This window comes from Micromonospora sp. NPDC048839, from assembly GCF_040649915.1.
Taxonomy (GTDB): domain Bacteria; phylum Actinomycetota; class Actinomycetes; order Mycobacteriales; family Micromonosporaceae; genus Micromonospora.
The window spans coordinates 352,790-376,263 of sequence record NZ_JBEZGL010000004.1; the positions used below are offsets into that span (position 1 = coordinate 352,790).

Consider the following 23,474-nt stretch of genomic DNA (forward strand, 5'->3'; position numbering starts at 1 on the left):
GGCGGCAATGCTAGTGCGTCGGCCCCACCCCGTGTGGTGACGGGTGCCCCGGAGCGCGCTGGCGGTCACCGGCGACGTGGCGTGATCAGGCCCGACTCGTACGCCCACACGACCAGTTGGGCACGATCACGGCAGTGCAGCTTAGCCATCGCCCGGTTCACATGTGTCTTGGCGGTCAACGGACTGATCACCATCCGCTGGGCGATCTCGTCGTTGCTCAGCCCGCCGGCCACGAGCTCGACGATCTCCTGCTCACGCGCGGTGAGCACGTCCCGCCCCGCCGTCGGTTCGGCCGGCGGTGGGCCGGACACGAACTCGCTGATCAGCGTCCGCGTGACGGCCGGCGCGAGCAGTGCGTCGCCGCGAGCCACGACGGCAATGGCCTGTAGCAGGTCGGTGGGGTCGGCGTCCTTGAGCAGGAAACCGCTGGCACCCGCGCGCAGGGCGGCGAAGACGTAGGAGTCGAGCCCGTAGTTGGTGACGATGAGGACGTGGACCGTGGCGAGGTCCGGGTCGGCGGCGATGCGGCGGGTGGCTTCGATGCCGTCGAGCCCCGGCATCTGCACGTCCATGAGCACCACGTCCGGGCGCAGGCGCCGCGACAGGTGCACGGCGGCGGCGCCGTCGCTGGCCTCGCCGACGACCTCCAGGTCGTCCTCCGCGTCGAGCAGGGCGCGGAATCCGGCTCGCATCAGCGCCTGATCGTCGACGAGCAGGACCCGGATCATGCGCGTTCCAGCGGGAACGTGGCCCGTACCGTGAAACCGTTGTCGTCGCCGGCGGCACGCAGGGTGCCGCCCAGCCCGCTCACCCGTTCCCGCATGCCGCGCAGGCCCACACCGGGTGTCACCGGGTGAGCCGGTGCTGCCCGGCCGTCGTCGGCGACCGAGATGGTGAGCTGCGCCGGGGCGTACTCGACGTGGACGTGCGCGGTGGCGGGGCCGGCGTGGCGGGCCACGTTGGTCAGAGCCTCCTGGATGACCCGATAGCCGGCCTGGTCGACCTCGTCGGGCAGCTCCCGGGGCTGACCGGCGACGTCCACCAGCACCGGCACGCCGACCGCCCTGGTCCGCTCGGCCAGCTCGTCCACCCGGGCCAGCCCCAGCCGGTCCTGGTCGGCGGGCGAACGCAGGACGTCGAGAGTGGTGCGCAACTCCCGCATCGCGGCGCCGCTGGCCTCCTGGATCGCCAACAGAGTGGCCGACGGCTCCTCGCCGTGTTTACGGGCGAGGTGCACGCCGATCCCGGCCTGCACCTTGATCACCGAGATGCTGTGGGTCAGGGAGTCGTGCAGGTCGCGGGCGATGCGCAGGCGTTCCTCCCCGGCGCGCCGCAGCGCCATCTCCTCGCGGGTGCGTTCGGCCTCGATCGCCCGCTGCTCGACCTGTTCCAGGTACGCCCGGCGCTGCCGCGCCACCAGCCCCGCGATGTTGGCCGCCACGAACCAGCCCAGCAGCAGGGGCGTTCGCTCGACGATGAGCTGGCCGGTCTGCGCCGTCGAGATGTCCCGGGCCAGGAACCCACCGAGAAAGGCGAAACTGGCGGCGGCAGCAGCCGCCCGCTGCCCCCGCCAGGCGGCGACGTAGACCGCTGCGAGCACCGGGAACGCGGCGGACACCCCGGGGTGCACCCGGACGTGCAGGGCCAGCATGGCGACGGTGACCACGCCCAGCGCCACCACCGGATACCGTCGGCACGCCGCCAGGGCGACAGTCATGGCCAGCACCAGGACGACGTCGACAGCACCAACCGCCGCGGCGTCCGGCGCGAGCGCCGCGTTGCCGAGCAGGAGGGCGCCGAGGGCGAGGCCACTGAGGGCGTACGGCAGATCGCGACGCATCGTCGAACTGTAGAACGCTCCGTCACCGTGCGGCATCCACCGACCGCGGTAGCCGGACGTACCGCGGACGCGGTAGCGCTGGACGGCCAAGTGCCTGCGACGGCACGACGTTTTCCCGGCTCGCCGAGACGAGCATCGAGCCCATGACATACCGCTTCACCACCCCAGTGAAGGCGTCGGCCGCGACCGGCCGGACCGCTGAGGTCTACCGGCAGATGTCGGACGACTTCCTCGGGCCACTGCCCACCTTCCAGGTGCTCGCCGCCGTGCCGGAGGTGCTGGCCGCGACCTGGGCACTGATGCGCGAGGCCCTGCTCGCCGGGGACGCGTCCCGGGTCGAGCGCGAACTCGTCGCGGCGGCGGTGTCCCGGGCCAACCGCTGCCAGTTCTGTGTCGACGCCCACGCGATGCTGCTGCACGCGCTGGGCGAGCCGAAGCTCGCCGAGGTCGTCGTCCGGGACGGGACACCGACCGGGGCACGGCATGCCGAGCTCGTCGGTTGGGCGCAGGCGAGCCGCAGCCCCAGGGCCACCGGCTGGACCAGCCCGTACCGCCCGGAGGTCACCGGCACCCTGCTCGCGTTCCACTTCATCAACCGGATCGTGTCCGCGTTGCTCGATCCCGACCTGCTCCCCGGCGGACTGCAACGCTCCCCGGTGGTGCGGTCGGTCGGCGGCTGGCTCGCCGCCAGGACGGCCCGGGAACCGAAGGAACCCGGCCGAGGCCTCGCGTTCCTGGACGCCGGCACGACGGCGTCACCCGGTTGGGCGGGGGACAGCCCGGTCGGCGTCGCGTACGCGGCCCTGACGGACGCCGCCGGGCGCGGCGGGGACCTGTTGGGCGAGGTGGCGCGCCAGACCGTCACGGCCACCGTGCGGTGGGAGGACGGGCGGTTCCCGGCCCGGCCCGCGGACTGGGCCGTCGACCTGGTCCGGGACGTGCCGGGCGCCGACCGCGTCGGCACGCGGATCGCCCTGCTGGCGGCGTTCGCGCCCAGCGCGATAAGCGTCGGTGACGTCGCTCTCTGGCGGCTCTCCCATCCCGCCGACGCCGACCTCGTGCGGCTCGTCGCGTTCGGAGCGATCACCGCCACCGAGCACATCGCCCAGGCACTGACCTCGGCGCACCCCCTGGGAGACCACCATGCGTAAGGCATTCGTCATCAGCAGCGCCCTGTTGCTCGTCTCCTTCGTCCTGCAGTTCCTCTTCGCCGCCGTGGGCGGGTTCACCAGACCTTGGGGCGACGACGCGTACGCCCTGCACAGCATCAACGGCATGGCGGTCATCCCGGCCCTCAGCCTGCTCACCGCGCTGTGCGCGGCGCTGGCCAGGGCACCGGGCCGGCTCATCGGGCTGGCGCTCCTGCCGATCGGTCTGGTCGTCGTGCAGGCGCTCCTCGCCATGCTCGCCAACGCGGCCACCGACGCCGCGGGCGTCAGCACCCCGCTCGGCCCGATCATCGGTGGGCTGCACGCCCTCAACGGGATCATCGCGGTACACGTCGTGGTCGCCGTCCTGCGGGGGGCACGGAAGCTGTCCGACCCCGAGCCGGCCGACTCCACCGGCGACGTCGTCCGCAGCGGAGAGCCGGCATGACCACCGGCTCGCTGCTCGCGGTCGATCTCGTGCTCGCGGTCCTCGTGGCCGCCGGTTGGCTGGGCGGCGGCGCGGCGGCGGCCGTCCGGCGTCGTCCGCTCGCGCTGGCGCTGGCGGCCGTCGCGCTGCTCGCCACGCTTGCCCGCGCGATCACCATCACCGCGCTCGCCCGTGCCGGCTGGTGGTTCGTGGCGGAGAAGGTCCTCGTCGCCGCCCCCCTGTCACTCGCGGCGGTGGCCGCGGCCGGGCCGCGGTGGCGATCGGTCGCGGGCGACATCCGGTCCGTCGCGGTTCCACTCCTCTTCGCCGGGTACGCCACGAGCGGCGCCCTGTTCGTGACGGTCCTGCACGGTTATCCGGCGTCGGTGGGCGCGGGACTGCTCACGGTCGCCGGGGTCGTCACGGCGACGGCCGTGTCCTGGCGCGCTCTGGGTGTGCGCCCGCCCCGGGTGCTGTCCCGGGTGGCCCTCGTGGTGGCGGTCGGTGCGGTGGTGACCGGAACCGGCCTGACCGTCGTCCCGAACGCCACGCCCGTCGTACCCCATGATCATGCCTATCGGGACGAGCGGACCACCGACGAACCGACCCGGCGGTTCACCCTGACGGCCGGGACCGCCACGGTGAGCGTGAGTGGCCGGGACGTCGCGGCGTGGGCGTTCAACGCGCAGGTACCCGGGCCGGAGCTGACCGCCACCGTCGGCGACGTGGTGGAGGTGACGCTGCGCAACCGGGACATCGGGCGCGGTGTCACGCTGCACTGGCACGGATACGACGTGCCGAACAGTCAGGACGGGGTGCCGGGCGTGACGCAGGCCGCAGTGCGGCCCGGCCAGGAGTTCGTCTACCGGTTCCGCGCCGACCAGGCCGGGACGTACTGGTACCACACGCATGCGGTCTCCGACGTCGGCGTGCGGATGGGCCTCTACGGAGTCCTGGTGGTCCACCCGGGGCCGATGGTCGGCCTCGACGCCACGATCCCGGTGCACACGCTGGCGGGCCGGCCGCTGCCCGACGCGAGGGTGGAGCCGGTCGCGGCCGGCACTCCCGTACGGCTGCGGCTGATCAACACCGACAGCACGACGCACCGCTACGCCCTGGCCGGGACGGCGTTCCGGGTCGCCGCGATCGACGGCTCCGACCTGCGGGGTCCCACGTCGCTCGTGGACACCGCGGTGCTGATCCCCGCCGGCGGCCGCTACGACCTGGTGTTCGACGCGCCGGAGACGCCTGCGGCGTTGTTCGTCGACGGACGGGCGGTCTACTCGACCGGGCCGGTGTCGGCGGCGACGGGCGACTGGCCGGTGCTGGATCCGCTCGGCTACGGCGCCGCCGCCGCGGTGCCGTGGTCCCGGTTCGACCGGACGTTCACCCTCGTCCTCGATCGTGGCCTCGACCTGCACGACCTGCTTCCCCGCTACGCGCACACCGTCAACGGCGCGGCCGACCCGGACATCCCGCCGCAGGTCGTGCGCCTCGGCGACGTCGTCCGGTTCACGATCGTCAACCGGTCGGCGATCGTGCACCCGTGGCATCTGCACGGCCACCACGTCCTGGTGCTGTCCCGCGACAGGAGGCCGGCGGCCGGAAGTCCGTTGTGGCTGGACTCCTTCGACGTCCGACCGGGGGAGGTGTGGGAGGTGGCGTTCCGGGCGGACAACCCGGGGGTGTGGGCCAACCACTGCCACAATCTGGCGCACGCCGACGCCGGCATGACGATGCACCTGATGTACTCGTGAGCCGCCGGCCGCCGGGGCGGAGATCGAAATCTGTGAGTTCGAGGTTGAGGGTATGGGAGCGCTCCCGTAACATACCTGTCGCGGCCTGTTAACGCTCACAAACGCCACCGAGCCAGCGACCACCGCCAATGTTCGGGCCGCCGTCCCCTCAGGAGGGTGCTCCATGACCAGATCCAGATACACCAATGTCGGTCTGGCGTCGGCCGGCGTTGCCCTACTCGTGTCGACGTCGGTTGTCGCGGCACTGCCGGCCGGTGCCGCTGCGGCGGGCTGTTCGGTGAACTACGCCGTCTCGTCGCAGTGGCAGGGCGGGTTCGGCGCCAACGTGTCGATCACCAACCTGGGTGATCCGGTGACCAGCTGGACGTTGACGTGGTCGTACGCGGCCGGGCAGACGGTCACGCAGGCGTGGAACACGTCGCTGACGCAGAGCGGCGCCGCGGTCACCGCGAGGAACGCGAGCTACAACGGCTCGGTCGGCACCAACGCCACGGTGTCGTTCGGGTTCAACGGATCGTGGACGGGCAGCAACCCCGCGCCGACGAGCTTCGCGCTGAACGGCGTGACGTGCGGTGATGGCACGACGCCGACGAGCCCGCCCCCGACGAGCCCACCCCCGACCAGCCCGCCGCCGACGAGCCCGCCGCCGACCACTCCACCGCCCACGACGCCGCCCCCGACGACGCCGCCGCCGACCCCCTGCGACCTCCCTTCGACCTACCGCTGGTCGTCGAGCGGCGTGTTGGCGACTCCGAAGTCGGGTTGGGTGTCGCTCAAGGACTTCACCGTCGCGCCCTACAACGGCCAGCAGCTCGTCTACGCGACCACGCACAACTTTGGCAGCTCCTGGGGTTCGATGAACTTCAGCCTGTTCTCGAACTACTCGCAGATGGCCTCGGCCACGCAGACCGGGATGAACTCGGGGACTGTCGCGCCGTCGTTGTTCTACTTCGCGCCGAAGAGCATCTGGGTGCTCGCCTACCAGTGGGGTGGGCCGGCGTTCTCGTACCGGACCTCGACCAACCCGACCAACCCGAACGGCTGGTCGGCGCCGCAGACGCTGTTCACCGGGAGCATCACCGGTTCCGGTACCGGGCCGATCGACCAGGCGCTGATCGCCGACGACACGAACATGTACCTGTTCTTCGCCGGCGACAACGGCAAGATCTACCGGGCCAGCATGCCGATCGGGAACTTCCCGGGCAGCTTCGGCAGCAGCTACACGACGATCATGAGTGACACGACGAACAATCTGTTCGAGGCGCCGCAGGTCTACAAGCTGCAGGGTCTGAACAAGTACCTCATGATCGTCGAGGCGATCGGTTCGACGGGCCGCTACTTCCGCTCGTTCACGAGCACCAGCCTCAACGGTACGTGGACGCCGCAGGCCGCGTCCCAGAGCAACCCGTTCGCCGCCAAGGTCAACAGTGGTGCCACCTGGACCAACGACATCAGCCACGGTGAGCTGCTGCGTACCAACGCCGACCAGACGATGACGGTCGACGCGTGCAACCTGCAGCTGCTGTACCAGGGTCGTTCGCCCAGCTCCGACGGCGTCGACTACGGCCTCCTGCCGTACCGGCCGGGTCTGCTGACCCTCCAGCGCTGACACTGCTGGCCACGAAAACGGGCGGGCTCGGCGACACGCCGAGCCCGCCCGCGGCCTTCCGGGTGCGAAACGCCGAGGTCCTCCTCGCTGCGGCCGTGGGCGGGGGAGTTTGGGATGATGCGCCGGTCTACCTGCGACAACACCCGAGCTGAAGGGATTCCCGCGATGGCAACTGTCATCTCCACACTGTTCATCTCGGCCGACGGTGTGGCCGAGATCGACCCCGACTGGCACTTCCCGTACTTCGACGAGAACATGGGCCGCGCCGTCACCGAGGACTACGACACCGCCGACGTGCTGCTGATCGGCCGTGAGACCTACGACAGCTTCGCCGGCGCCTGGCCCGAGCGTGAGGCCGCGGGCGGGGAGGACGCACCGTTCGCCAAGCAACTCGGGGACGTGCGTAAGGTCGTCGTGTCGCGCCAACCACTGGAATTCTCCTGGCGCAACTCCGAGTTGATCGCCGGTGATCTCGTCGGTGCCGTCACGTCGCTCAAGGCCGATGACGGGGTACGCGGCATCCTCGTCCCCGGGTCCATCTCCGTCGTGCAGCAGCTACTGGCCGCGGGGCTCGTCGACGAGTTGCGCCTGCTGGTGCACCCCGTGGCGGCGCGCAAGGGCCGCAAGCTGTTCGACGAGGGTGACACGGCGTACCACCTGCGGGTGGTGGAGACCGAGGCGTTTCCGACGGGCGTGCTGCGCGTGATCTACGCGCCGGCTGCGGCACCGGGGAAGGTCGGCTACGACGACGTCAGGGACCAGGTGCCGGCCGGGCAGTAGCCACCGTCGCGGGAACGTCGTAGGCCCGTGTGAGCATCGTCGTCGTGACTGGATGGACGTACAACGACCGCCCCGAGGGCGCCCGGTTCCTGACCGATCGGATCCCCGAGCCGGGGCGCACCGCGATCGAGGACGCCCTCTGGGCCTGGATCGTTCGCGGGGTGACCGACGCCGACGAGTTCGTTCACGTCTTCGACGACGAGGACGAGCGGTGCGGCGCCACCGACGAGGAGCTCGCCGCGGCGTACACGAAGGCGTTGGCTGCTCGGCGGGAGCAGCAGCGGGGGTGGGGTGAGGTGCGCGGCAATCTCACCCGCGCCTTCGCCGAGCTCAACGAGTTGGGTGTGGTGGCCCGGGAGGACTTCGGCTGTTGTGGCAGCTGCGCGAGCGCCGAGATCGATGACGAGTGTGACGAGTCCCGGCACTGGCACGGCTATCTCTTCTACCACCAGCAGGACACCGGGTGGTTGGTCGCCAGCGAGGACGGGGAGGTCTACCTCGGCTACGACGCCTACCCGACTGTCGGCTTCGACGAGGCGGCCTTCGCCGAGCTGTCGGAGGCCGACCAGCAGGCCAGCTACCGGGCCGACCTGGATCACCTGCTGGACACCATCGTGTTCCCGGTGCTGCGCAGGCACGGCCTGCGGGTCGAGTGGGATCGCGACCCCTCCCGGCGGATCCGGGTCACCGGCGCCCAGTGGTACGCGCCCCTGGCCTGAGCGCCACCACGCCATCCCACACCTCGGAACGTCAATTAATGAGGTTCATCAATATTGACGTTTGTCGTCGGCGGCGACAGGATCTCGGCACCACCACCCCCGTGATCCCTCTGGGAGGCGTCATGACCCGTCCCCGCCTGCCCCGCCTGCGGGCAGCCACCCGATTGGCCGCACTCACCCTGGCCGCCGCCGGCGTGCTGCTCACCGTCGCCACACCCGCCAGCGCCGCCGTCCCCGCCGGCCGGTACGTCGCGCTTGGCGACTCGTACACCTCAGGTCCGCTCATCCCCACCCAGGTCGACCTGAACTGTCTGCGCTCCAACCGCAACTACCCGTCGCTGGTGGCCGCCGCCGCGGGCTCGTCGTCGTTCGCCGACGTGAGCTGCTCCGGCGCCACCACCGACGACATCCTCTACGGGGGCAGCGGCGCGTTGGGCGGCACGCTGCCACCGCAGCTCAGCGCGGTCACCTCCAGCACGGCCCTGGTGACCGTGCAGATCGGCGGCAACGACATCGGCTTCTCCGGCATCATCGGCGAATGCGCGGAGGCGAGCCTCAGCAGCCCCCTCGGGTCACCGTGCAAGAACCGCTACACCGCCGGAGGTGTCGACCAGTTGCAGGCGCGGATCGCCGCCGCCACGCCGAAGGTGACGGCCGTGGTGCAGGCGGTCCGGCAGGCCGCGCCGAACGCGCGGGTCGTGGTCCTCGGGTACCCGGCGATTCTGCCGGACAGTGGTTACGGCTGCTGGCCGGTCGTCCCGATCGCCTACCAGGACGTGCCGTATCTGCGCGGCGTCGAGAAGTCTCTGAACGCGATGCTGGCGAGCACGGCGACCGCCAACGGCGCCACCTACGCCGACGTCTACGCCCCGTCCATCGGGCGCGACGCGTGCAAGAGCAGCGGCACCCGGTGGATCGAGGGGCTGGTGCCGCAGAACTCGGCCGCCCCCTTCCACCCCAACGCCCGGGGTGAGCAGGGCATGGCAACCGCCCTGCTCAGCAGGCTGAACAGCTGAGCGGCTCGAAACCGGTCGACCCGGCCCCGTCGCGCCGCGACGGGGCCGGCGTCGGCGACGGGTGCTTGGGATCGGCGGATCCGGGGTACCGGAGGTCCCATGCCGGATATGGGGCAACTCGTCGGAGACCGTTACCGCCTGGTCGAAAGCATCGCCAGCGGCGGTATGGGGGACGTCTGGCGGGCCGTCGACGAAACCCTGGACCGCTGTGTGGCGGTCAAGATGCTGCAGGCCCGGTTGGTCAGCGACGCCGGCTTCGGCGAGCGGTTCCGCCGCGAGGCGCGCGCGATGGCGGCGCTGCGTCACCCCGGTGTCGCCCAGGTCTACGACTACGGCGAGGTGTCCCGGTCCGGCGAGCCGGTCCTCGCCTACATCGTGATGGAGTGTGTGCAGGGGCAACCCCTGTCGGAGCGGATCGCCGAGGTCGGCCGGCTGGACGTGGCGGAGACGATGTCGATCGTCGCGCAGACCGCCCGTGCCCTCCAGGCCGCCCACGACGCCGGGGTCGTCCATCGGGACGTCAAACCCAACAACCTGATCATCGAGCCGGACGGGCACGTCGTACTCGTTGATTTCGGGGTTGCCGTGACCTCGGAGGCGGCGAGCCTGACCGGTACGAACCAGGTCGTCGGCACCGCCCTGTACATGGCACCGGAACAGGTCTCGAAGAACGAGACGACGCCGGCGATCGACATCTACGCGCTGGGGGCGGTCGCCTACCACTGCCTCGCCGGCAGGCCCCCGCACCAGGGTGAGAACGCCGTCGCGGTGGCACTGCGGCACCTGGAGGAGGAACCCGCGCCGCTGCCCGATGGCATCCCGGCGGCGGTCCGGCGGTTGGTCGCCACCGCGATGGCCAAGGAGCCCTCCCGCCGGTTCCCGTCGGCGGCGGACCTGGCCATCGCGGCGCAGCCCTTCGCGGGTCCGTCCGAGGAGGTGCTCCGGGCCGCCACCGAGGTGACCGCGATCCAGGCGGGTGTGGCGCACCTGGCCGCGCAGCGGCCCGGTGTCGGTGCCGCGCCGAGTCGGGCGACCGGCCCTGGACCTCGGGCACTCGCGGTGCTGCTCGGCGCGTTGGCCGCCGGGGCTGCCGTACTGGTGCTCGCCGATCCCACCGGGATGATGTCCGGACCGACCGGGCGACCCTCGACGCCTTCCTCGACGCCTCCCGGGGTGCCGCCCTCGGTGGCGCCGCAGGGAGACCATGGCCCCGGTGGCGGCGGTGGCCAACCGGCCACGCACAGTTCCGGCGGCGTGCCGGTTCGCGCCTCCGGATCCCCGACCCCGACGGCCTCCCGTCCCGCCGGCGAGGGGCCGGCAGGGCAGTCCGCGCCATCCGACAGCGGGGTGGATGCCTCCGGCCCCGCCGCGTCCGAGAGCGCCGACGCGGCACCGACGGCGGATCCGACGGACGGACCGACGGCGGCACCGACGAAGGAGTCGACGGGCGGGCCGACGGAGGATTCGACCGGCGAGCCGGCGGAAGAGTCGACGCAGGGGCCGACGGAGGACCCGTCCGGGGAGGACCCGTCCGAGGGACCGACGGTGGGGGAGTCGGCGGCCGGCGGCACCACGGCGCCGCGGGGCTGACCGACGACGGCCACGACTCCCGCCGCCCCGGCCCACGCGGTACGCGGACGCGCACTGGCGTGGCGGCCGGAGCCGCCACGCCAGTGGTGTGCTGTCAGACGCTGATCAGGATCAACTGGTACGGCAGGTGACCGTCGGCCAGTTCCAGTTGCCGTTGGCCATGACCGTTATCCCGAAGTTGTTGCCGTTGCCGTTCGGTGTCGCGGTGACGGTGCCGCTGGTGCCGCTGACCGAGGCGTTCCAGCTGTTCTGGATGCTCTGGCCGCCGCCCAGACCGAGGCTGACGGCCCAGTTGTTGGTGCCGCTGACCGCGACGTTGAGGTTGAACCGGTCACCCCACTGCTGACCGGCGGAGATCGTCGCGTTGCAGTTGCCGGTCCCCGGGTTGCCGGTGGTGGGTCCCGAGGTCGGGTTGCTGCCCCCGCCCTCCCGGACGGTGATGTCGGAGCTGCCGCTGCTCTGGTAGCCCTCGGTGGCCATGACCTGGTAGCTGTGGTTGGTGCCGAGGTTCAGGCCGGCGCGCGCCCAGGCGTCGAAGTGGTTGGCGGTGGTGATGGTGCCACTCGAACGCTTCTGCTGGCGGACGCTCCAGAACTGGTAGAACGTCTGGTTGCCGTCGATCGACGGGGCGTTGACCCGCTGGCTGCGCAGGATGTCGTACGTGCCGCCGTCAGTGGTGACCGTGCCCATCCGGGTGGCGCCGCTGCTCGGGTTGTAGGTGCCGAAGTTCTCCACCACGTAGTACTCGATCAGGGGGTTGCGCGTCCATCCGTACAGGGCGAGGTAGGTGTTGTTGTTGCCCGGGTTGTAGGTGCCCGAGTAGCTGACCGTCCGTCGGTTGCCGGTGGCCCAACCCTTGCCGCCGACCCAGTTGTTGGTGCTCCGGTCCCAACTGCTGGAGTATCGGCCGTCGGCGCGCAGCGTCATGCTGGCGTTGCCGCTGTCCTTCCAGAACGAGAAGTAGTACCCGTTGTGGGTGCCGGTGAGGCTCGAGGTGAGGGTCCGGTCGGCCTCGGCGTACGCGTTGGTGGCCGTCATCGTGCCGGTGACGGCCAGGACGACGGAGCATGCGGCGCCGAGAAGCAGCCGCATGCGGCCGCGCCTTCTCGGTGTGGTGTGACTGGTGTCGGTCATGTAACTGTGCCTCCTGGTGACGGCTGGCGGGGGCCAGCAGTGCGATACGGCCCGCGGGGTGTCGGTGGCCTGGGACGGCCCTCCGCGTCGTACCGCGTGGTGGTGCCGGTCGTCCTGCGCGACGACCGGAGGAGTGGGTCGCGGTGACTGTGCTGACGGCGATTGAGCCCCGTCGATGGCGACCGTATTAAGCAGGCCGTCGACTTGTCAACAATTTTCGGAAACACAGCCGCAACCTCGCGGTGACCGAAGGTCTGCTGCGGGCCGATGTCTAGCCAGGTCAGTAATCGATCAGAAGCCCTGGTTCCCGTGGCTAAGTGGCACTGACCGAAGAGGCTGTCCGAAAGCGGTGTCCGGAAACTTCCGGAGACTTTCCGGACCCCCAATCAGCCCGGCGGTCGACGGGTGCGAGCCGGCCGGGCGGCCAGTCAGCCCCGGAGGGCGTTGAGCCGCGCGGCCTGGCGGGTCAGGTGGTCGCGCTCGGGCAGGTTGGACGCCTTCCGGGCCGCCTCGGCGTACAACCGGGCGGCCGTCGCCACACTGCCGTCGCGCTCGTGCAGGTACGCCGCGACCGCCGTGAAGCGGGGCAGTGTGTCGTCCAGCGCCGCGAGCTCCGCGAGACCGGCGCGCGGGCCGTCGGCCTCGCCGATGGCGACCGCGCGATTGAGCCGGACGATCGGGCTGTCGGTCAGCCGCGCGAGTTCGTCGTACCACTCGACGATCTGCACCCAGTCGGTCTCCTCGGCCGTGGGCGCGTCGGCGTGCAGGGCCGCGATGGCGGCCTGGGCCTGGAACTCGCCCAGTCGGTCGCGGGCGAGGGCCGCCTGGAGGATCTCAACGCCCTCGGCGATCGACGCGGTGTTCCATCGACCGCGGTCCTGCTCGGCCAGCGGCACCAGGTTGCCGTCGGGCCCTTTGCGGGCGGCGCGCCGGGCGTGGTGCAGCAGCATGAGGGCGAGCAGCCCCGCCACCTCGGGGTGCTCGATGGCCGCCGCGAGCTGCCGGGTGAGCCGGATCGCCTCGGCGGCGAGGTCGACGTCGCCGGAGTAGCCCTCGTTGAAGACCAGGTAGAGGACGCGCAGCACGGTGGCGACATCGCCGGGCTGGTCGAAGCGCACCCCGGAGACGGTGCGTTTGGCCCGGCTGATGCGCTGTGCCATGGTCGCCTCCGGCACCAGGTAGGCCTGGGCGATCTGGCGGGTGGTCAGCCCGCCCACGGCGCGCAGCGTGAGCGCGACCGCGGACGCCGGGGTCAGCGACGGGTGGGCGCACAGGAAGTAGAGCTGGAGCGTGTCGTCCACCACCGGGGTGGGGCCGGGTGGGGGCTCCTCGTCGACGAGGTCCTCACGCCGACGGCGGGCCGCGTCCGCCCGGGTCGCGTCGAGGAACCGGCGCCAGGCGACGGTGACCAACCAGCCCTTGGGGTCCCGTGGCGGGTCGACCGCCCAGACGCGGACCGCCTCGACCAGCGCGTCCTGGACGGCGTCCTCGGCCGCCGCGAAGTCGGCTCCGCGGCGGACGAGGACCCCGAGCACGCTCGGCGTGAGGCTCCGGATCAGTGCCTCGTTCACTCCGTGATGGTGGGCGGCTCGGTCAGGAACGGGCGCAGTTCGAGCCACTCGTGGATCGGCCTGCCGTCCTTGCCGGGGGCGGCGGACAGCTCCCCGGCAAGCTCGACGGCGCGTTCGTAGCTGTCGACGTCGATCGTCATCCAGCCGGCGATGAGGTCCTTGGTCTCGGCGAAGGGGCCGTCGGTGACCGGCGGGCGACCCTCGCCGTCGTAGCGAACCCAGGCGCCCTCCGGGGCGAGCGCCTGGCCGTCGACGAACTCGCCGGTCTGCTCGAGCCGTGCCGCGAAATCCTGCATGTACGTCACGTGCGCCGTGATCTCCTCCGGCGTCCACTGGTCCATGGGTACGTCGTTGACCGCGGTCGGGCCGCCGCGGTAGTGCTTGAGCAGCAGGTACTTCGCCATCGTGTTCTCCTCGGTGCGGGTGCGGCCGTTCGTGGCCACGTGCACCCCGGGGACGGAGCCGGTCCGCGGTTCTCGACATGGCCGCCCGGACTATTTTTACTCTCGCCGCGCAGCGCGGGGGAAATCGGTCGGACACGGCGGCGCGGAAACCGGCCGAAACTTGATTGGTTCCAGAATAGTGAGCTAGTGTTCGCCGGGTGATGGTCGACTTCGAGGCGCAACTGCGGGCCGCCTCGCTGCGCGTCACCCGGCCCCGTCTGGCGGTGCTCGCGGCGTTGCGCGAGCACCCGCACATCGGCACGGACGCGGTGATCGCGCTGGTTCGGGCGGATCATCCCACGGTCTCCCACCAAGCGGTGTACGACGTGCTGCGCGTGCTCACCGACGCTGGTCTGGTGCGGCGCATCCAGCCGGCCGGCGCGACCGCCCGCTACGAGTCCCGGGTCGCGGACAACCACCACCATGTCGTGTGCCGCTCCTGCGGCGCGATCGCCGACGTCGAGTGCGCCGTCGGTCACGCCCCCTGTCTCACCGCCTCGGTCGACCACGGTTTCGTGATCGATGAGGCGGAGGTCGTCTACTGGGGCATCTGTCCCGACTGCGCGACCGAAAGCACGCCCCAGAGATCCGCAAGCTCGGAAGGAAGTACATGAGCGACACGCAGGACAACGGCCCCACCAGTGCGCAGGGCGTGGACCAGAAGGCAGCCGCGGGTTGCCCGGTCGCGCACGACTCGGTGACCGCGCACGGCAGCGAGAGCGAGAACCCGGCGATCGACTCGCCGACTCCGAAGACCGGCGGTCGTCCGCGCACCAACCGGGACTGGTGGCCCAACCAGCTCGACCTCTCGGTGTTGCACGCCCACTCGTCCAAGGGCAACCCGCTGGGCGAGAACTTCAGCTACGCCAAGGAGTTCGCCAAGCTCGACGTCGAGGCCCTCAAGCGGGACATCACCGAGGTCCTCACCACCTCGCAGGAGTGGTGGCCGGCTGACTTCGGCCACTACGGCGGCCTGATGATCCGGATGAGCTGGCACGCCGCCGGCACGTACCGCATCGAGGACGGCCGCGGTGGCGCTGGCGACGGTGGGCAGCGTTTCGCGCCGCTGAACAGCTGGCCGGACAACGCCAACCTGGACAAGGCCCGGCGGCTGCTGTGGCCGGTCAAGCAGAAGTACGGCCAGCAGATCTCCTGGGCCGACCTGCTCGTGCTCGCCGGCAACGTGGCCCTGGAGTCGATGGGCTTCAAGACCTTCGGCTTCGGCTTCGGTCGGGAGGACGTCTGGGAGCCCGAGGAGATCTTCTGGGGTCCGGAGGACACCTGGCTGGGCGACGAGCGCTACGCCTCCGAGAAGGAGATGGCGGCCGGCGTCGGCTCGACCGAGATGGGTCTGATCTACGTCAACCCGGAGGGCCCGCGCGGTAACGCGGACCCGGCCGCGGCGGCGCACTTCATCCGCGAGACCTTCGGCCGGATGGCCATGAACGACGAGGAGACCGTCGCTCTCATCGCCGGTGGTCACACCTTCGGCAAGACCCACGGTGCCGCCGTCGCGGACAACCACGTCGGCCCGGAGCCCGAGGGTGCCCCGCTGGAGTCGCAGGGCCTGGGCTGGCTGAGCACCCACGGCAGCGGCAAGGGCGCCGACACGATCACCAGCGGTCTCGAGGTGACGTGGACCGACGTGCCCACGCAGTGGAGCAACCGCTTCTTCGAGATCCTGTTCGGCTACGAGTGGGAGCTCACCACCAGCCCGGGTGGCGCGAAGCAGTGGGTCGCCAAGGACGCCGAGGCGATCATCCCGGACCCGTTCGACCCGGCGAAGAAGCACCGGCCGACGATGCTCACGACCGACCTGTCGCTGCGCGTCGACCCGGCGTACGAGAAGATCTCGCGTCGCTTCCTGGAGAACCCCGACCAGTTCGCGCTGGCCTTCGCCAAGGCGTGGTACAAGCTGTTGCACCGCGACATGGGTCCGATCGAGCGTTTCCTCGGGCCGTGGGTGGCCGAGCCGCAGCTCTGGCAGGACCCGGTGCCGGCCGTCGACCACGAGCTCGTGGGTGACGCCGACCTCGCCGCGCTCAAGGCGAAGGTCCTGGACTCCGGTCTGACGACCGCTCAGCTGGTCTCCACCGCCTGGGCGTCCGCCGCGAGCTTCCGCCACACCGACAAGCGCGGTGGCGCCAACGGCGCGCGGATCCGTCTCGAGCCGCAGCGCAGCTGGGAGGTCAACCAGCCGGAGCAGCTCGCGACCGTCCTGACCACCCTGGAGGGCATCCAGCGGGACTTCAACGCCGCCGGCGCCGCGAAGATCTCGCTCGCCGACCTGATCGTGCTGGCCGGTTCGGCAGCCGTCGAGAAGGCGGCGCGCGACGCCGGGGTCGAGGTGACCGTGCCGTTCCGGCCGGGCCGCACCGACGCCACCCAGGAGCAGACCGACACGGAGTCGTTCCGGGTCCTCGAGCCCCGGGCCGACGGCTTCCGCAACTACCTGCGGTCGGGCGAGAAGACCCAGCCGGAGGTGCTCCTCGTCGACCGTGCCTACATGCTCAACCTGACCGCGCCGGAGATGACGGTCCTCGTCGGCGGTCTGCGGTCGCTCGGTGCCAACACCGGTGGCAGCCAGCTCGGTGTCCTCACCGACCGGCCCGGTGTGCTCACCAACGACTTCTTCGCCAACCTGCTCTCCCCGGGCACCCGGTGGAGCGCGTCGAAGTCCGACGAGCACGTGTACGAGATCCGCGACCTGGCCACCGACGAGGTGAAGTGGACCGCCAGCGCGGTCGACCTCATCTTCGGCTCCAACTCCCAGTTGCGGGCCCTCGCGGAGGTCTACGCCAGCCAGGACGCGCGCGACAAGTTCGTGGCCGACTTCGTCAAGGCCTGGACGAAGGTCATGGAGCTGGACCGGTTCGACCTCAACTGATCCTGTTGTGCACGACGAGCCCCGGTCGATCGGCCGGGGCTCGTCGGCCCTCACGGGTCGGGGGTCGCGGTCGGTGTCACGGCCGTGGCGGGGACTCTGCCCCGCCAGGTGTCGTGTTCGAGTCGGCGCAGCCGCTCCCGCTCGCCCTCGGCCATCCGGCTGGTGGCGTACCGCATCAGCGGCGGTGTCATCAGCGAGGTGACGATCGCGACCAGAACCACGACGGTGTACATCGCGGTGTTCAGTACGCCGAGGCGCAGACCGGTCAGCGCGACGATCACCTGGATGACACCGCGGGCGTTCATGCCCGCGCCGAGGGCCATCGCCGACCACCTGTCGAGCCGGCCGAGCCAGGCGCCCAGGAAGGCCCCGGTGAACTTGCCGACGACCGCCACCGCCAGCACGGCGAGGCCGGTGAGCAGCACGGCCGGCTCCGCCAGCGCGGTGAGGTCCATCCGCAGGCCGGCGGTGGCCAGGAAGATCGGTGCGAGGACCGACAGCACGATCGCCCGCAAGGGTGCGAGGAGCACCTGAGCCGACCGGGTGATGGCGATGAGCACCCCCGCGACCAGCGCCCCGAAGAGCGCCTCCATGCCCAGCGAGTGGGTGATCACCGCGCCGGTCAGCACGATGACGACCGCGGCCGCCACCGCCGGGCCGGGCTCGCCCGAACGGACCGTGCGCTCCATCACCCGGCGGACCACGACCCGACCCACGGTGGCGGCGAACGCCACGAAGCCCAGCAGGTACCCGACGGAGAGGCCGACGGCGCCGACGGTCAGGCCGACCGTCGCGGCGGTGGCGACAAGCGACAGCAGGAGCCATCCGACCACGTCGTCGATGACGCTGACGGCCAGGGTGAGCTGGCCGATGTCGCGGTGCAGCAGACGCATGTCCGAGAGGGTCTTGGCGATGACCGGCACCGCGGAGACGCAGATCGCCACGCCGATGAGGAGCGCGAACGTCCACCGCTGCGCGGCGGGTGTCGCCGACACCGAGGCCGGGATCAGCAGGCCCAGGCCGATGCCCAGAGCGAGCGGGATCAGCAGCCCGCAGGCGCTGACGGCGGTGGCGGCCCGGCGGTGGCGGCGCAGCACCGTCAGATCGACGTGGGTTCCGGTGATGCCGACGAGCAGCAGGAGGCCGAGTTGGGCGACCGCGTCCAGCAGATGCATCTGTGCCGGGTCGTCGGGCAGCAACCATCCGGTGATTCCCGGCGCGAGGTGCCCGAGCAGCGACGGACCGAGAACGACACCGGTGAGCAGTTCGCCGACCACGGCGGGCATGCCGAGTCGTTCGGCGAGCCCGCCGAGCAGGCGCGCGAGGAGCAGCAGGACCGTGACGGCGGTGAGGAAGACCAGGAGCTGGTGGTGGGCCAGCGGTGCCGTGGCGGCGGACAGGACCACGGGACGACCTCCTTGCCGGATGCGTCCCTTTATTCTCTGGTCCGGGCGCGTCTGGGGCGTCCTCCGGTGTGCCCTTCCCTCGCGCAGATGGCCGTGCCGGGCGGGTCAGGAGGTGATGGACCGGACCGTCGGCTGATCGTCCACGGTGGAGCTTTGCTCCGGCACACCAGGTGCCGACGTGGTCGCACGGGTGGTGACCTCCTGCGCCGGGACCGGCCCTCCACACGAGGTGCACATCATCACCAGCTCGACGAGGTGCTCGCAGGTGGTGTGGATGCTGACTCGTTCGGGCTGGCGGCCACCGGTGCTGTGCTTGTCACCCCACTGCATCAACGCCATCAGCACCGGTGCCAGCTCCCGCCCGCGCGGGGTGAGCCGGTACTCGTGCCGTAGCGGGCGGTACTTGTAGGGGACCCGTTCGAAGATGCCGGCCTCGACCAGGGTGTTCAGGCGCTGGGCGAGGACGTTCCGGGCCATTCCGAGGTCACTGAGGAACGAGTCGAAGCGGCAGTCACCCACAAGCGCGTTGCGGACGATGAGAAGCGTCCAGCGCTCGCCGACGACCTCGAGAGCGCGTGCGATCGAGCAGTCCTGTCCGTACCCTCGTCGAGACACAGCGTCATCCTAGGCCCGTTCGATGGGGCAAACGTGAGAAAAATTGCGCACCTCAGGCATCGAACCGACGTATCGGCAGGTGGTTGCCGCTGCGGCGGAGCAGCACGAGCGCCGCGAGGAGCCCGACCACGGCGAGGCAGGCGGCGACCGCGAACGCGGTCTGGAGGCCGGCGGCGACCTGTGCGGGCGCCGCGGGCGCGCCGGGTGTCGCCTGGTGTGCGACGAGGGCGGCCGAGACGATGGCGAGCCCGATCGCCCCACCCAGGCTGAACGAGGCGTCGGTGAGGCCCGTCGCGGCGGACGAGTCGGCGTCGGTCGCCCCGAGGGTGACGGCGATCTGCGCGGCCACGAACGCGGCTCCCGCGCCCACTCCGATGACCGGCAGCACGCTGAGGATGTAACCGGCGGCCAGCGGGCCACGCACCATCGTCAGCGCGAGCAGGCCGGCACCGACCAGCGCCATGCCGGTCATGGCGACCGTCCGCAGCCCGTGCCGTAGCACCACGGCCTGCCCGGCGTACGAGCCGACCACCGAGGGCAGGGTCAGCGCGACCATCAGCACGCCGAAGCCGCTGGCGGAGAGCCCCAGCGACTCCTGACCGTACAGGGTGATCAGCAGCAGCACGCCGTCGACGATCGTGCCGGCGGTGAACAGCACGATGAGCCCCGCGAGGCGGGTCCGGGAGCGCAGCAGCCCGGGGCGGACCAGGGGGCGGGCGGCACGGGACTCGACAGCCAGGAAGAGCAGCAGCAGCACGACCGCGCCGGCCAACCGCAGCAGCGCGTTGACGGCCGAGCCCTCGGTGGCGAACGCCCCGACGATCGTCCACCCGAACAGGACCAGGGCGCCGACCAGGCTGGCTGCGCCGGCCACGTCCAGCGGACGGCCGGGAAGGGCGCACCGGTCGGCGGGCAGAACCGGCGTGAGCAGCGCGGCGGCGATGCCCACCGGCACGTTCAGCAGGAACACCCACCGCCAGCCGGGGCCGTCGGTGAGGATGCCGCCCAGCAGCAGCCCCGCGGTGCCGCCGAAGGCGCCGATCAGGGTCCACAGGCCGAGCGCGCGGGACCGGGCCGGGCCGTTGCCGAGGGACAACGCGAGCAGCGGCAGCGCGGTGGTGGCGACCAGTGCCGCACCCACCCCTTGGAGGGCCCGGGCCGCGATCAACGCGCCACCCGACCAGGACAGGGCCGACAGCAGCGAGGCGGCGGCCACCACCGCCAGGCCGGTGGTGAACAGCCGGCGGCGCCCGAACAGGTCGGTCAGCCGGGTGCTGAGCAGCAGCATGCCGCCGAAGCTGAGCAGGAAGGCCGACATGAGCCACTGCACCGTCGCCGTGGACAGGCCAAGTCCACGTTGGATGCTCGGGATGGCGACGTAGACGATTGTGCTGTCCACCGCCACCATCAGGAACGAGGCACCGAGCGCGCCGAGGGCCAACCGTTGGCGTTTGCCGAGTCGCGGCGCCATCGGCGCCGGTGCGCTGAAGTTGTCCACCATCCCAGCCCCTTGGTTTCCCGGTGGTGCGGGAGCTAGCCGCATCGACAGGCGTCGGGCGCGCCGCGGGCTGTCATCCGGCCCACGACGGCCATGGGTGCGACAGACCGGAGGTGCGACGGCCCGGGTGTGCTGGGTGGGCCCCGGCTGTCGCTCATGCGTCGTCATCGACAACCACTCAGTGCGGATTTGAAACTGACGTCGCGCAATGAAGATAGCAGCAGAGACTCGCTCGCACGACCCTCCGGAGCACAGTCGCGGGGCAGCGCCGCACATCTTGACAAGACCGCGCCGCAGGGGTGGACGGCGGAGGTGCCGGACGCGCGTATTGGCCCGATTCGCCACTCCGTGTCCAGCGTGGACGGCGGCGCGACGAGGGACCGGCCGCCACGGAGGGTGGCTCAGCGTCGATCCGGGGTGCGGCCCGGACCCGGGCAGCCGGTGGTTCGGCCGCGGGGACGACCGTGTGACGGTGTGCGCCGCGGTGAGTGCCCTCGCGCGGCCATCGGCCGTGCCGGCGCCTGCTCAGCCCGTGCCGGCGCGCCTGCTCAGCCCGTGCCGGCGCGCCTGCTCAGCCCGTGCCCGTCCCGCCCACCGCCGAGTGAGGCCACGCGGGCGTGGGCGGGACGGGCACGGGCGTGGAGGTACGGCTCAGTGGACGGGAAGAGCCAGCAGGATCGGCGGGTCGAGCGGCGTCATCCGTCGCAGGTGGAGGTCCACCTCCGTCGAGCCTGGACGCCGGCAGATGGTGAGTGGCCCGGACGCGCCGATCAGCGCGTCCTGGTCCTCCGGGTTGGCGCGCCAGTAGCCCGGACCCTCAAGGAGGCTTGAGTACGCGAGGACGTACCACTGCCCCGGCGGCGGGTTGTCCAGGCGGTAGGGGCCGGGGCGTCCGAGGACGGTGCAGCTGGCCGGGCGTCCGAGTGGCACCGGGTCGCGGAAGAGTCCGATGAAGACGGAACGATCGCCGTCCTCGTCGAGCTCGGGCGAGTGCACCGTGCCCATGATCGTCGTGACCGGCGGCTGGGGGACCGGCCGGAGGTCGACGGGAACCTGCGGCGTCACCCCACCCAGCCTGCGGAAGGTGCTCGGCGAGACGCCGACGCTGCTGCTGAACCGGGAGCTGAAGGTGCCCACACTGGCGTAACCGACCTCGTGGGTGATCTCGGTGACGCTCAATGAGGTGGACAGCAGGAGCTGCTTGGCGCGGTGCAGCCGCATGACCATCAGGAAGCGCCCCGGAGAGATGCCTGTCGTTCGCTGGAAGATCCGGGTGAAGTGGAACTTGCTGAACATCGCGGTTCTGGCCATGCCATCCACGGTGTGTTGTTCAGCGAGATCCTCCCGGATCGCTCTGATGACGCGACCGACAGCTCTCTGGATACTGTCTTCCATCGCATCCCCCAATCCGACGGTTGGTACACGTGTGACGCAGGATTTGGTGCCTGTGGCCTGACACCTCAGATGTGGCGCGTGGCGATACGCCGGTCCCGCTTGCGTCGCCGGTTCGTTTACCGGGTGGCAACTACTTGTTAAGCACCTGAAGGAATAGATGCGGAGCAATGGTCGGCGACGGTGCGCTCATGCTAGCTGCCACTCGACCCGCAATCAACATGCCCATTTTTCCGGGTCGAGATACGGTTTCCTCCAGACTGGTCAGGCCAGCCTAAAATGGACGCTTGCCCCGAATGCGAAGACATTAGCCGCTGTCGCTGGGCATTCTCTGGCTGTTCGATCCGTTTTGTCGGGTGCCCGCCGGCCGGTATGGCCGAAAGGTGCGGTCCATCGTCTCGGCCGGTGGGCGCCCCGGCGTCGGACAGATATCCGACGCCGTGGTGCGTGCGATCCTGTCAACGGGACTGCGGCTGCCTGCTCCGGGTGAACTGTCCGGGAGCGCGACCCGACCCGGCTGGACCCCGGTACGCCTGGGCGATGTCCAGCCAGTGGTCGGCCTCGTCGCCGACCGCCGTCAGGGCCAGGTCATCGCGGTGCCGGCGCCGGGTGACGAGCAGGCAGAAATCCTCGGCCGGACCGCTGATCCGCTGCTCGGCGTCCTCCGGCCCGAACGTCCACGCCGCGCCGGAGGGCGCGGTGATCTCGAAGCGGAACTCGACGTCGGGCGGCGTCAGCCCGCGTGCCAGATACCCGAAATCCCAGGTCCGGACGGCGAAGCCGACCAGGTGGCCGAGTCGGTCGGTGGGGGTGCGGCGCTCGCCCAGGGCGTCCACGACGTCCTGTCCGTGACCGAAGACCTCCATCATTCCGGCCGCGGCGAGCACCGGCGCCGGCAGGGGACGTACCAACCATGGAACCGGCTGGCCGGCCGGCACCGCGGCGAGAGCCTTCTCGGCCGTGGCGCGCTCGGCACGCCACCGGGACAGCAGGACCGGATGTGGCTCGACGACGAAGTCGGCCATGGCGGCCGCCACGTTGGCGTCGAAGTCGTCGCTGAGTCGGCTGGCCACCTGCTGGAACGCGGCCGGCTGCGCGGCGGCCAGTCCGGCGAGCCGGAAGGTCGCCGCCAGGTGGGCGATCTGGTGCCGGATCGCCCAGCCGGGCGCCGGGGTCGGGGTGTCCCACTGGTCGGCGTCCAGCTTCGCCACGAAGGCGTCGAGGGCCTCACTCTCTGCGGTGAGATCGGCGATCACGTCGGGTGCCTGGGTCACGTCGTGCCCTCTTCCTGATAGTCGTCACGAACGATTTGTCTGCTCGACCGTCTGGCCCTGCACGGCGTACCGACTCCAATTTCGACGCAACTGTGCGTCGATTGGATTGGGAAACTGCGGTGACCGTTCCTGAAGGTCGCTATTGCCTGCGGTAATACATCGTCACTCCCGGAGAGGAAGTGATCTATGTCGAATATCCTTTCCGAGTGTGCCTCAGTCGGCGACCGTAGTTCTTCTCTGTTCGTGCCGTCACTCGACCGGTCCTCGACCAGTAATTACGATGGGTGTCGATCGCGCGTGGGCCACCGACGGGGAAATTGCCGTGATCATCTGATCACGCAGAGCAACCGGGAAGTAGGCAACAGTCT

General features: G+C 70.8%; 20 protein-coding genes. 10 read left to right on the top strand and 10 right to left on the bottom strand.

The window, feature by feature from the left end:
- Positions 1-65 precede the first annotated feature (65 nt).
- Together AB0C25_RS10315 and AB0C25_RS10320 are read right to left on the bottom strand one after the other, a co-directional pair.
- Entirely contained in the window at positions 66-728 is a 663-nt protein-coding gene (locus AB0C25_RS10315; RefSeq protein WP_357371614.1) for a response regulator transcription factor, read from the bottom strand.
- On the bottom strand, positions 725-1,840 hold the full coding sequence (locus AB0C25_RS10320; RefSeq protein ID WP_357371616.1) for a sensor histidine kinase: 1,116 nt from the start codon (positions 1,838-1,840) through the stop codon (positions 725-727). The genes AB0C25_RS10315 and AB0C25_RS10320 overlap by 4 nt, the downstream gene beginning before the upstream one ends.
- A 143-nt stretch (positions 1,841-1,983) precedes the next feature.
- Here AB0C25_RS10320 and AB0C25_RS10325 point away from each other — a divergent pair, with 143 nt between their 5' ends.
- From AB0C25_RS10325 to AB0C25_RS10360, 8 genes are all read left to right on the top strand, one after another.
- Entirely contained in the window at positions 1,984-2,991 is a 1,008-nt protein-coding gene (locus AB0C25_RS10325) for a carboxymuconolactone decarboxylase family protein (protein WP_357371618.1), read from the top strand.
- Positions 2,984-3,436, top strand: a complete 453-nt coding sequence (locus tag AB0C25_RS10330) for a DUF6220 domain-containing protein (RefSeq protein ID WP_357371621.1) — start codon at positions 2,984-2,986, stop codon at positions 3,434-3,436. Before AB0C25_RS10325 ends, AB0C25_RS10330 begins: the two co-directional genes overlap by 8 nt.
- Positions 3,433-5,172 (top strand): multicopper oxidase family protein, encoded by a 1,740-nt coding sequence (locus AB0C25_RS10335; protein ID WP_357371623.1) that lies wholly within the window; start codon positions 3,433-3,435, stop codon positions 5,170-5,172. The genes AB0C25_RS10330 and AB0C25_RS10335 overlap by 4 nt, the downstream gene beginning before the upstream one ends.
- Before the next feature lie 163 nt (positions 5,173-5,335).
- Positions 5,336-6,781, top strand: coding sequence for a non-reducing end alpha-L-arabinofuranosidase family hydrolase (locus AB0C25_RS10340; RefSeq protein WP_357371625.1), 1,446 nt, complete (start codon positions 5,336-5,338; stop codon positions 6,779-6,781).
- Between the two features lie 165 nt (positions 6,782-6,946).
- Complete coding sequence (locus tag AB0C25_RS10345; RefSeq protein WP_357371627.1) at positions 6,947-7,561, top strand: dihydrofolate reductase family protein; 615 nt, start codon at positions 6,947-6,949, stop codon at positions 7,559-7,561.
- A 44-nt stretch (positions 7,562-7,605) separates the two neighbouring features.
- Complete coding sequence (locus AB0C25_RS10350) at positions 7,606-8,280, top strand: hypothetical protein (protein ID WP_357371629.1); 675 nt, start codon at positions 7,606-7,608, stop codon at positions 8,278-8,280.
- 122 nt (positions 8,281-8,402) lie between these two features.
- Complete coding sequence (locus AB0C25_RS10355) at positions 8,403-9,296, top strand: SGNH/GDSL hydrolase family protein (protein WP_357371631.1); 894 nt, start codon at positions 8,403-8,405, stop codon at positions 9,294-9,296.
- 99 nt (positions 9,297-9,395) lie between these two features.
- Complete coding sequence (locus AB0C25_RS10360) at positions 9,396-10,886, top strand: protein kinase (protein WP_357371633.1); 1,491 nt, start codon at positions 9,396-9,398, stop codon at positions 10,884-10,886.
- A gap of 111 nt (positions 10,887-10,997) precedes the next feature.
- Here AB0C25_RS10360 and AB0C25_RS10365 read toward each other — a convergent pair whose 3' ends face one another.
- From AB0C25_RS10365 to AB0C25_RS10375, 3 genes are all read right to left on the bottom strand, one after another.
- Entirely contained in the window at positions 10,998-12,020 is a 1,023-nt protein-coding gene (locus AB0C25_RS10365) for a glycoside hydrolase family 11 protein (RefSeq protein ID WP_357371636.1), read from the bottom strand.
- Positions 12,021-12,448: 428 nt separating this feature from the next.
- The gene (locus tag AB0C25_RS10370) at positions 12,449-13,591 is read right to left on the bottom strand and encodes a sigma-70 family RNA polymerase sigma factor (protein WP_357371638.1); all 1,143 of its coding nucleotides are present in this window, start codon (positions 13,589-13,591) and stop codon (positions 12,449-12,451) included.
- Positions 13,588-13,995, bottom strand: a complete 408-nt coding sequence (locus tag AB0C25_RS10375; protein ID WP_357371993.1) for a YciI family protein — start codon at positions 13,993-13,995, stop codon at positions 13,588-13,590. The genes AB0C25_RS10370 and AB0C25_RS10375 overlap by 4 nt, the downstream gene beginning before the upstream one ends.
- 197 nt (positions 13,996-14,192) lie before the next feature.
- Between AB0C25_RS10375 and AB0C25_RS10380 the strand changes: the two genes are divergently transcribed.
- The gene (locus AB0C25_RS10380; protein WP_357371640.1) at positions 14,193-14,648 is read left to right on the top strand and encodes a Fur family transcriptional regulator; all 456 of its coding nucleotides are present in this window, start codon (positions 14,193-14,195) and stop codon (positions 14,646-14,648) included.
- A complete protein-coding gene (gene katG, locus AB0C25_RS10385) occupies positions 14,645-16,921 on the top strand; it encodes a catalase/peroxidase HPI (protein WP_357371642.1) in 2,277 nt (758 codons plus the stop codon). The genes AB0C25_RS10380 and katG overlap by 4 nt, the downstream gene beginning before the upstream one ends.
- A 50-nt stretch (positions 16,922-16,971) precedes the next feature.
- Here the strand turns inward: katG and AB0C25_RS10390 are convergent, their stop codons facing one another.
- The 5 genes from AB0C25_RS10390 to AB0C25_RS10410 form a co-directional block, all read right to left on the bottom strand.
- Positions 16,972-18,327 (bottom strand): cation:proton antiporter, encoded by a 1,356-nt coding sequence (locus tag AB0C25_RS10390; RefSeq protein WP_357371644.1) that lies wholly within the window; start codon positions 18,325-18,327, stop codon positions 16,972-16,974.
- A 105-nt stretch (positions 18,328-18,432) separates the two neighbouring features.
- A complete protein-coding gene (locus AB0C25_RS10395; RefSeq protein WP_357371646.1) occupies positions 18,433-18,942 on the bottom strand; it encodes a helix-turn-helix domain-containing protein in 510 nt (169 codons plus the stop codon).
- A 52-nt stretch (positions 18,943-18,994) separates the two neighbouring features.
- Positions 18,995-20,443: an MFS transporter gene (locus tag AB0C25_RS10400; protein ID WP_357371648.1), complete on the bottom strand. Its 1,449-nt coding sequence runs from the start codon at positions 20,441-20,443 to the stop codon at positions 18,995-18,997.
- A gap of 648 nt (positions 20,444-21,091) precedes the next feature.
- A complete protein-coding gene (locus AB0C25_RS10405) occupies positions 21,092-21,751 on the bottom strand; it encodes a helix-turn-helix transcriptional regulator (RefSeq protein ID WP_357371650.1) in 660 nt (219 codons plus the stop codon).
- A 539-nt stretch (positions 21,752-22,290) separates the two neighbouring features.
- Entirely contained in the window at positions 22,291-23,106 is an 816-nt protein-coding gene (locus tag AB0C25_RS10410; protein WP_357371652.1) for a TIGR03084 family metal-binding protein, read from the bottom strand.
- Positions 23,107-23,474: the final 368 nt, after the last annotated feature.

Excerpts from the sequence above, each read along its gene's own strand:
- AB0C25_RS10315 (WP_357371614.1), bottom strand. The coding sequence starts at position 728 with ATGATCCGGGTCCTGCTCGTCGACGATCAGGCGCTGATGCGAGCCGGA.
- AB0C25_RS10320 (WP_357371616.1), bottom strand. The coding sequence starts at position 1,840 with ATGCGTCGCGATCTGCCGTACGCCCTCAGTGGCCTCGCCCTCGGCGCC.
- AB0C25_RS10325 (WP_357371618.1), top strand. The coding sequence starts at position 1,984 with ATGACATACCGCTTCACCACCCCAGTGAAGGCGTCGGCCGCGACCGGC.
- AB0C25_RS10330 (WP_357371621.1), top strand. The coding sequence starts at position 2,984 with ATGCGTAAGGCATTCGTCATCAGCAGCGCCCTGTTGCTCGTCTCCTTC.
- AB0C25_RS10335 (WP_357371623.1), top strand. The coding sequence starts at position 3,433 with ATGACCACCGGCTCGCTGCTCGCGGTCGATCTCGTGCTCGCGGTCCTC.
- AB0C25_RS10340 (WP_357371625.1), top strand. The coding sequence starts at position 5,336 with ATGACCAGATCCAGATACACCAATGTCGGTCTGGCGTCGGCCGGCGTT.
- AB0C25_RS10345 (WP_357371627.1), top strand. The coding sequence starts at position 6,947 with ATGGCAACTGTCATCTCCACACTGTTCATCTCGGCCGACGGTGTGGCC.
- AB0C25_RS10355 (WP_357371631.1), top strand. The coding sequence starts at position 8,403 with ATGACCCGTCCCCGCCTGCCCCGCCTGCGGGCAGCCACCCGATTGGCC.
- AB0C25_RS10360 (WP_357371633.1), top strand. The coding sequence starts at position 9,396 with ATGCCGGATATGGGGCAACTCGTCGGAGACCGTTACCGCCTGGTCGAA.
- AB0C25_RS10365 (WP_357371636.1), bottom strand. The coding sequence starts at position 12,020 with ATGACCGACACCAGTCACACCACACCGAGAAGGCGCGGCCGCATGCGG.
- AB0C25_RS10375 (WP_357371993.1), bottom strand. The coding sequence starts at position 13,995 with ATGGCGAAGTACCTGCTGCTCAAGCACTACCGCGGCGGCCCGACCGCG.
- katG (WP_357371642.1), top strand. The coding sequence starts at position 14,645 with ATGAGCGACACGCAGGACAACGGCCCCACCAGTGCGCAGGGCGTGGAC.
- AB0C25_RS10400 (WP_357371648.1), bottom strand. The coding sequence starts at position 20,443 with ATGGTGGACAACTTCAGCGCACCGGCGCCGATGGCGCCGCGACTCGGC.
- AB0C25_RS10405 (WP_357371650.1), bottom strand. The coding sequence starts at position 21,751 with ATGGCCAGAACCGCGATGTTCAGCAAGTTCCACTTCACCCGGATCTTC.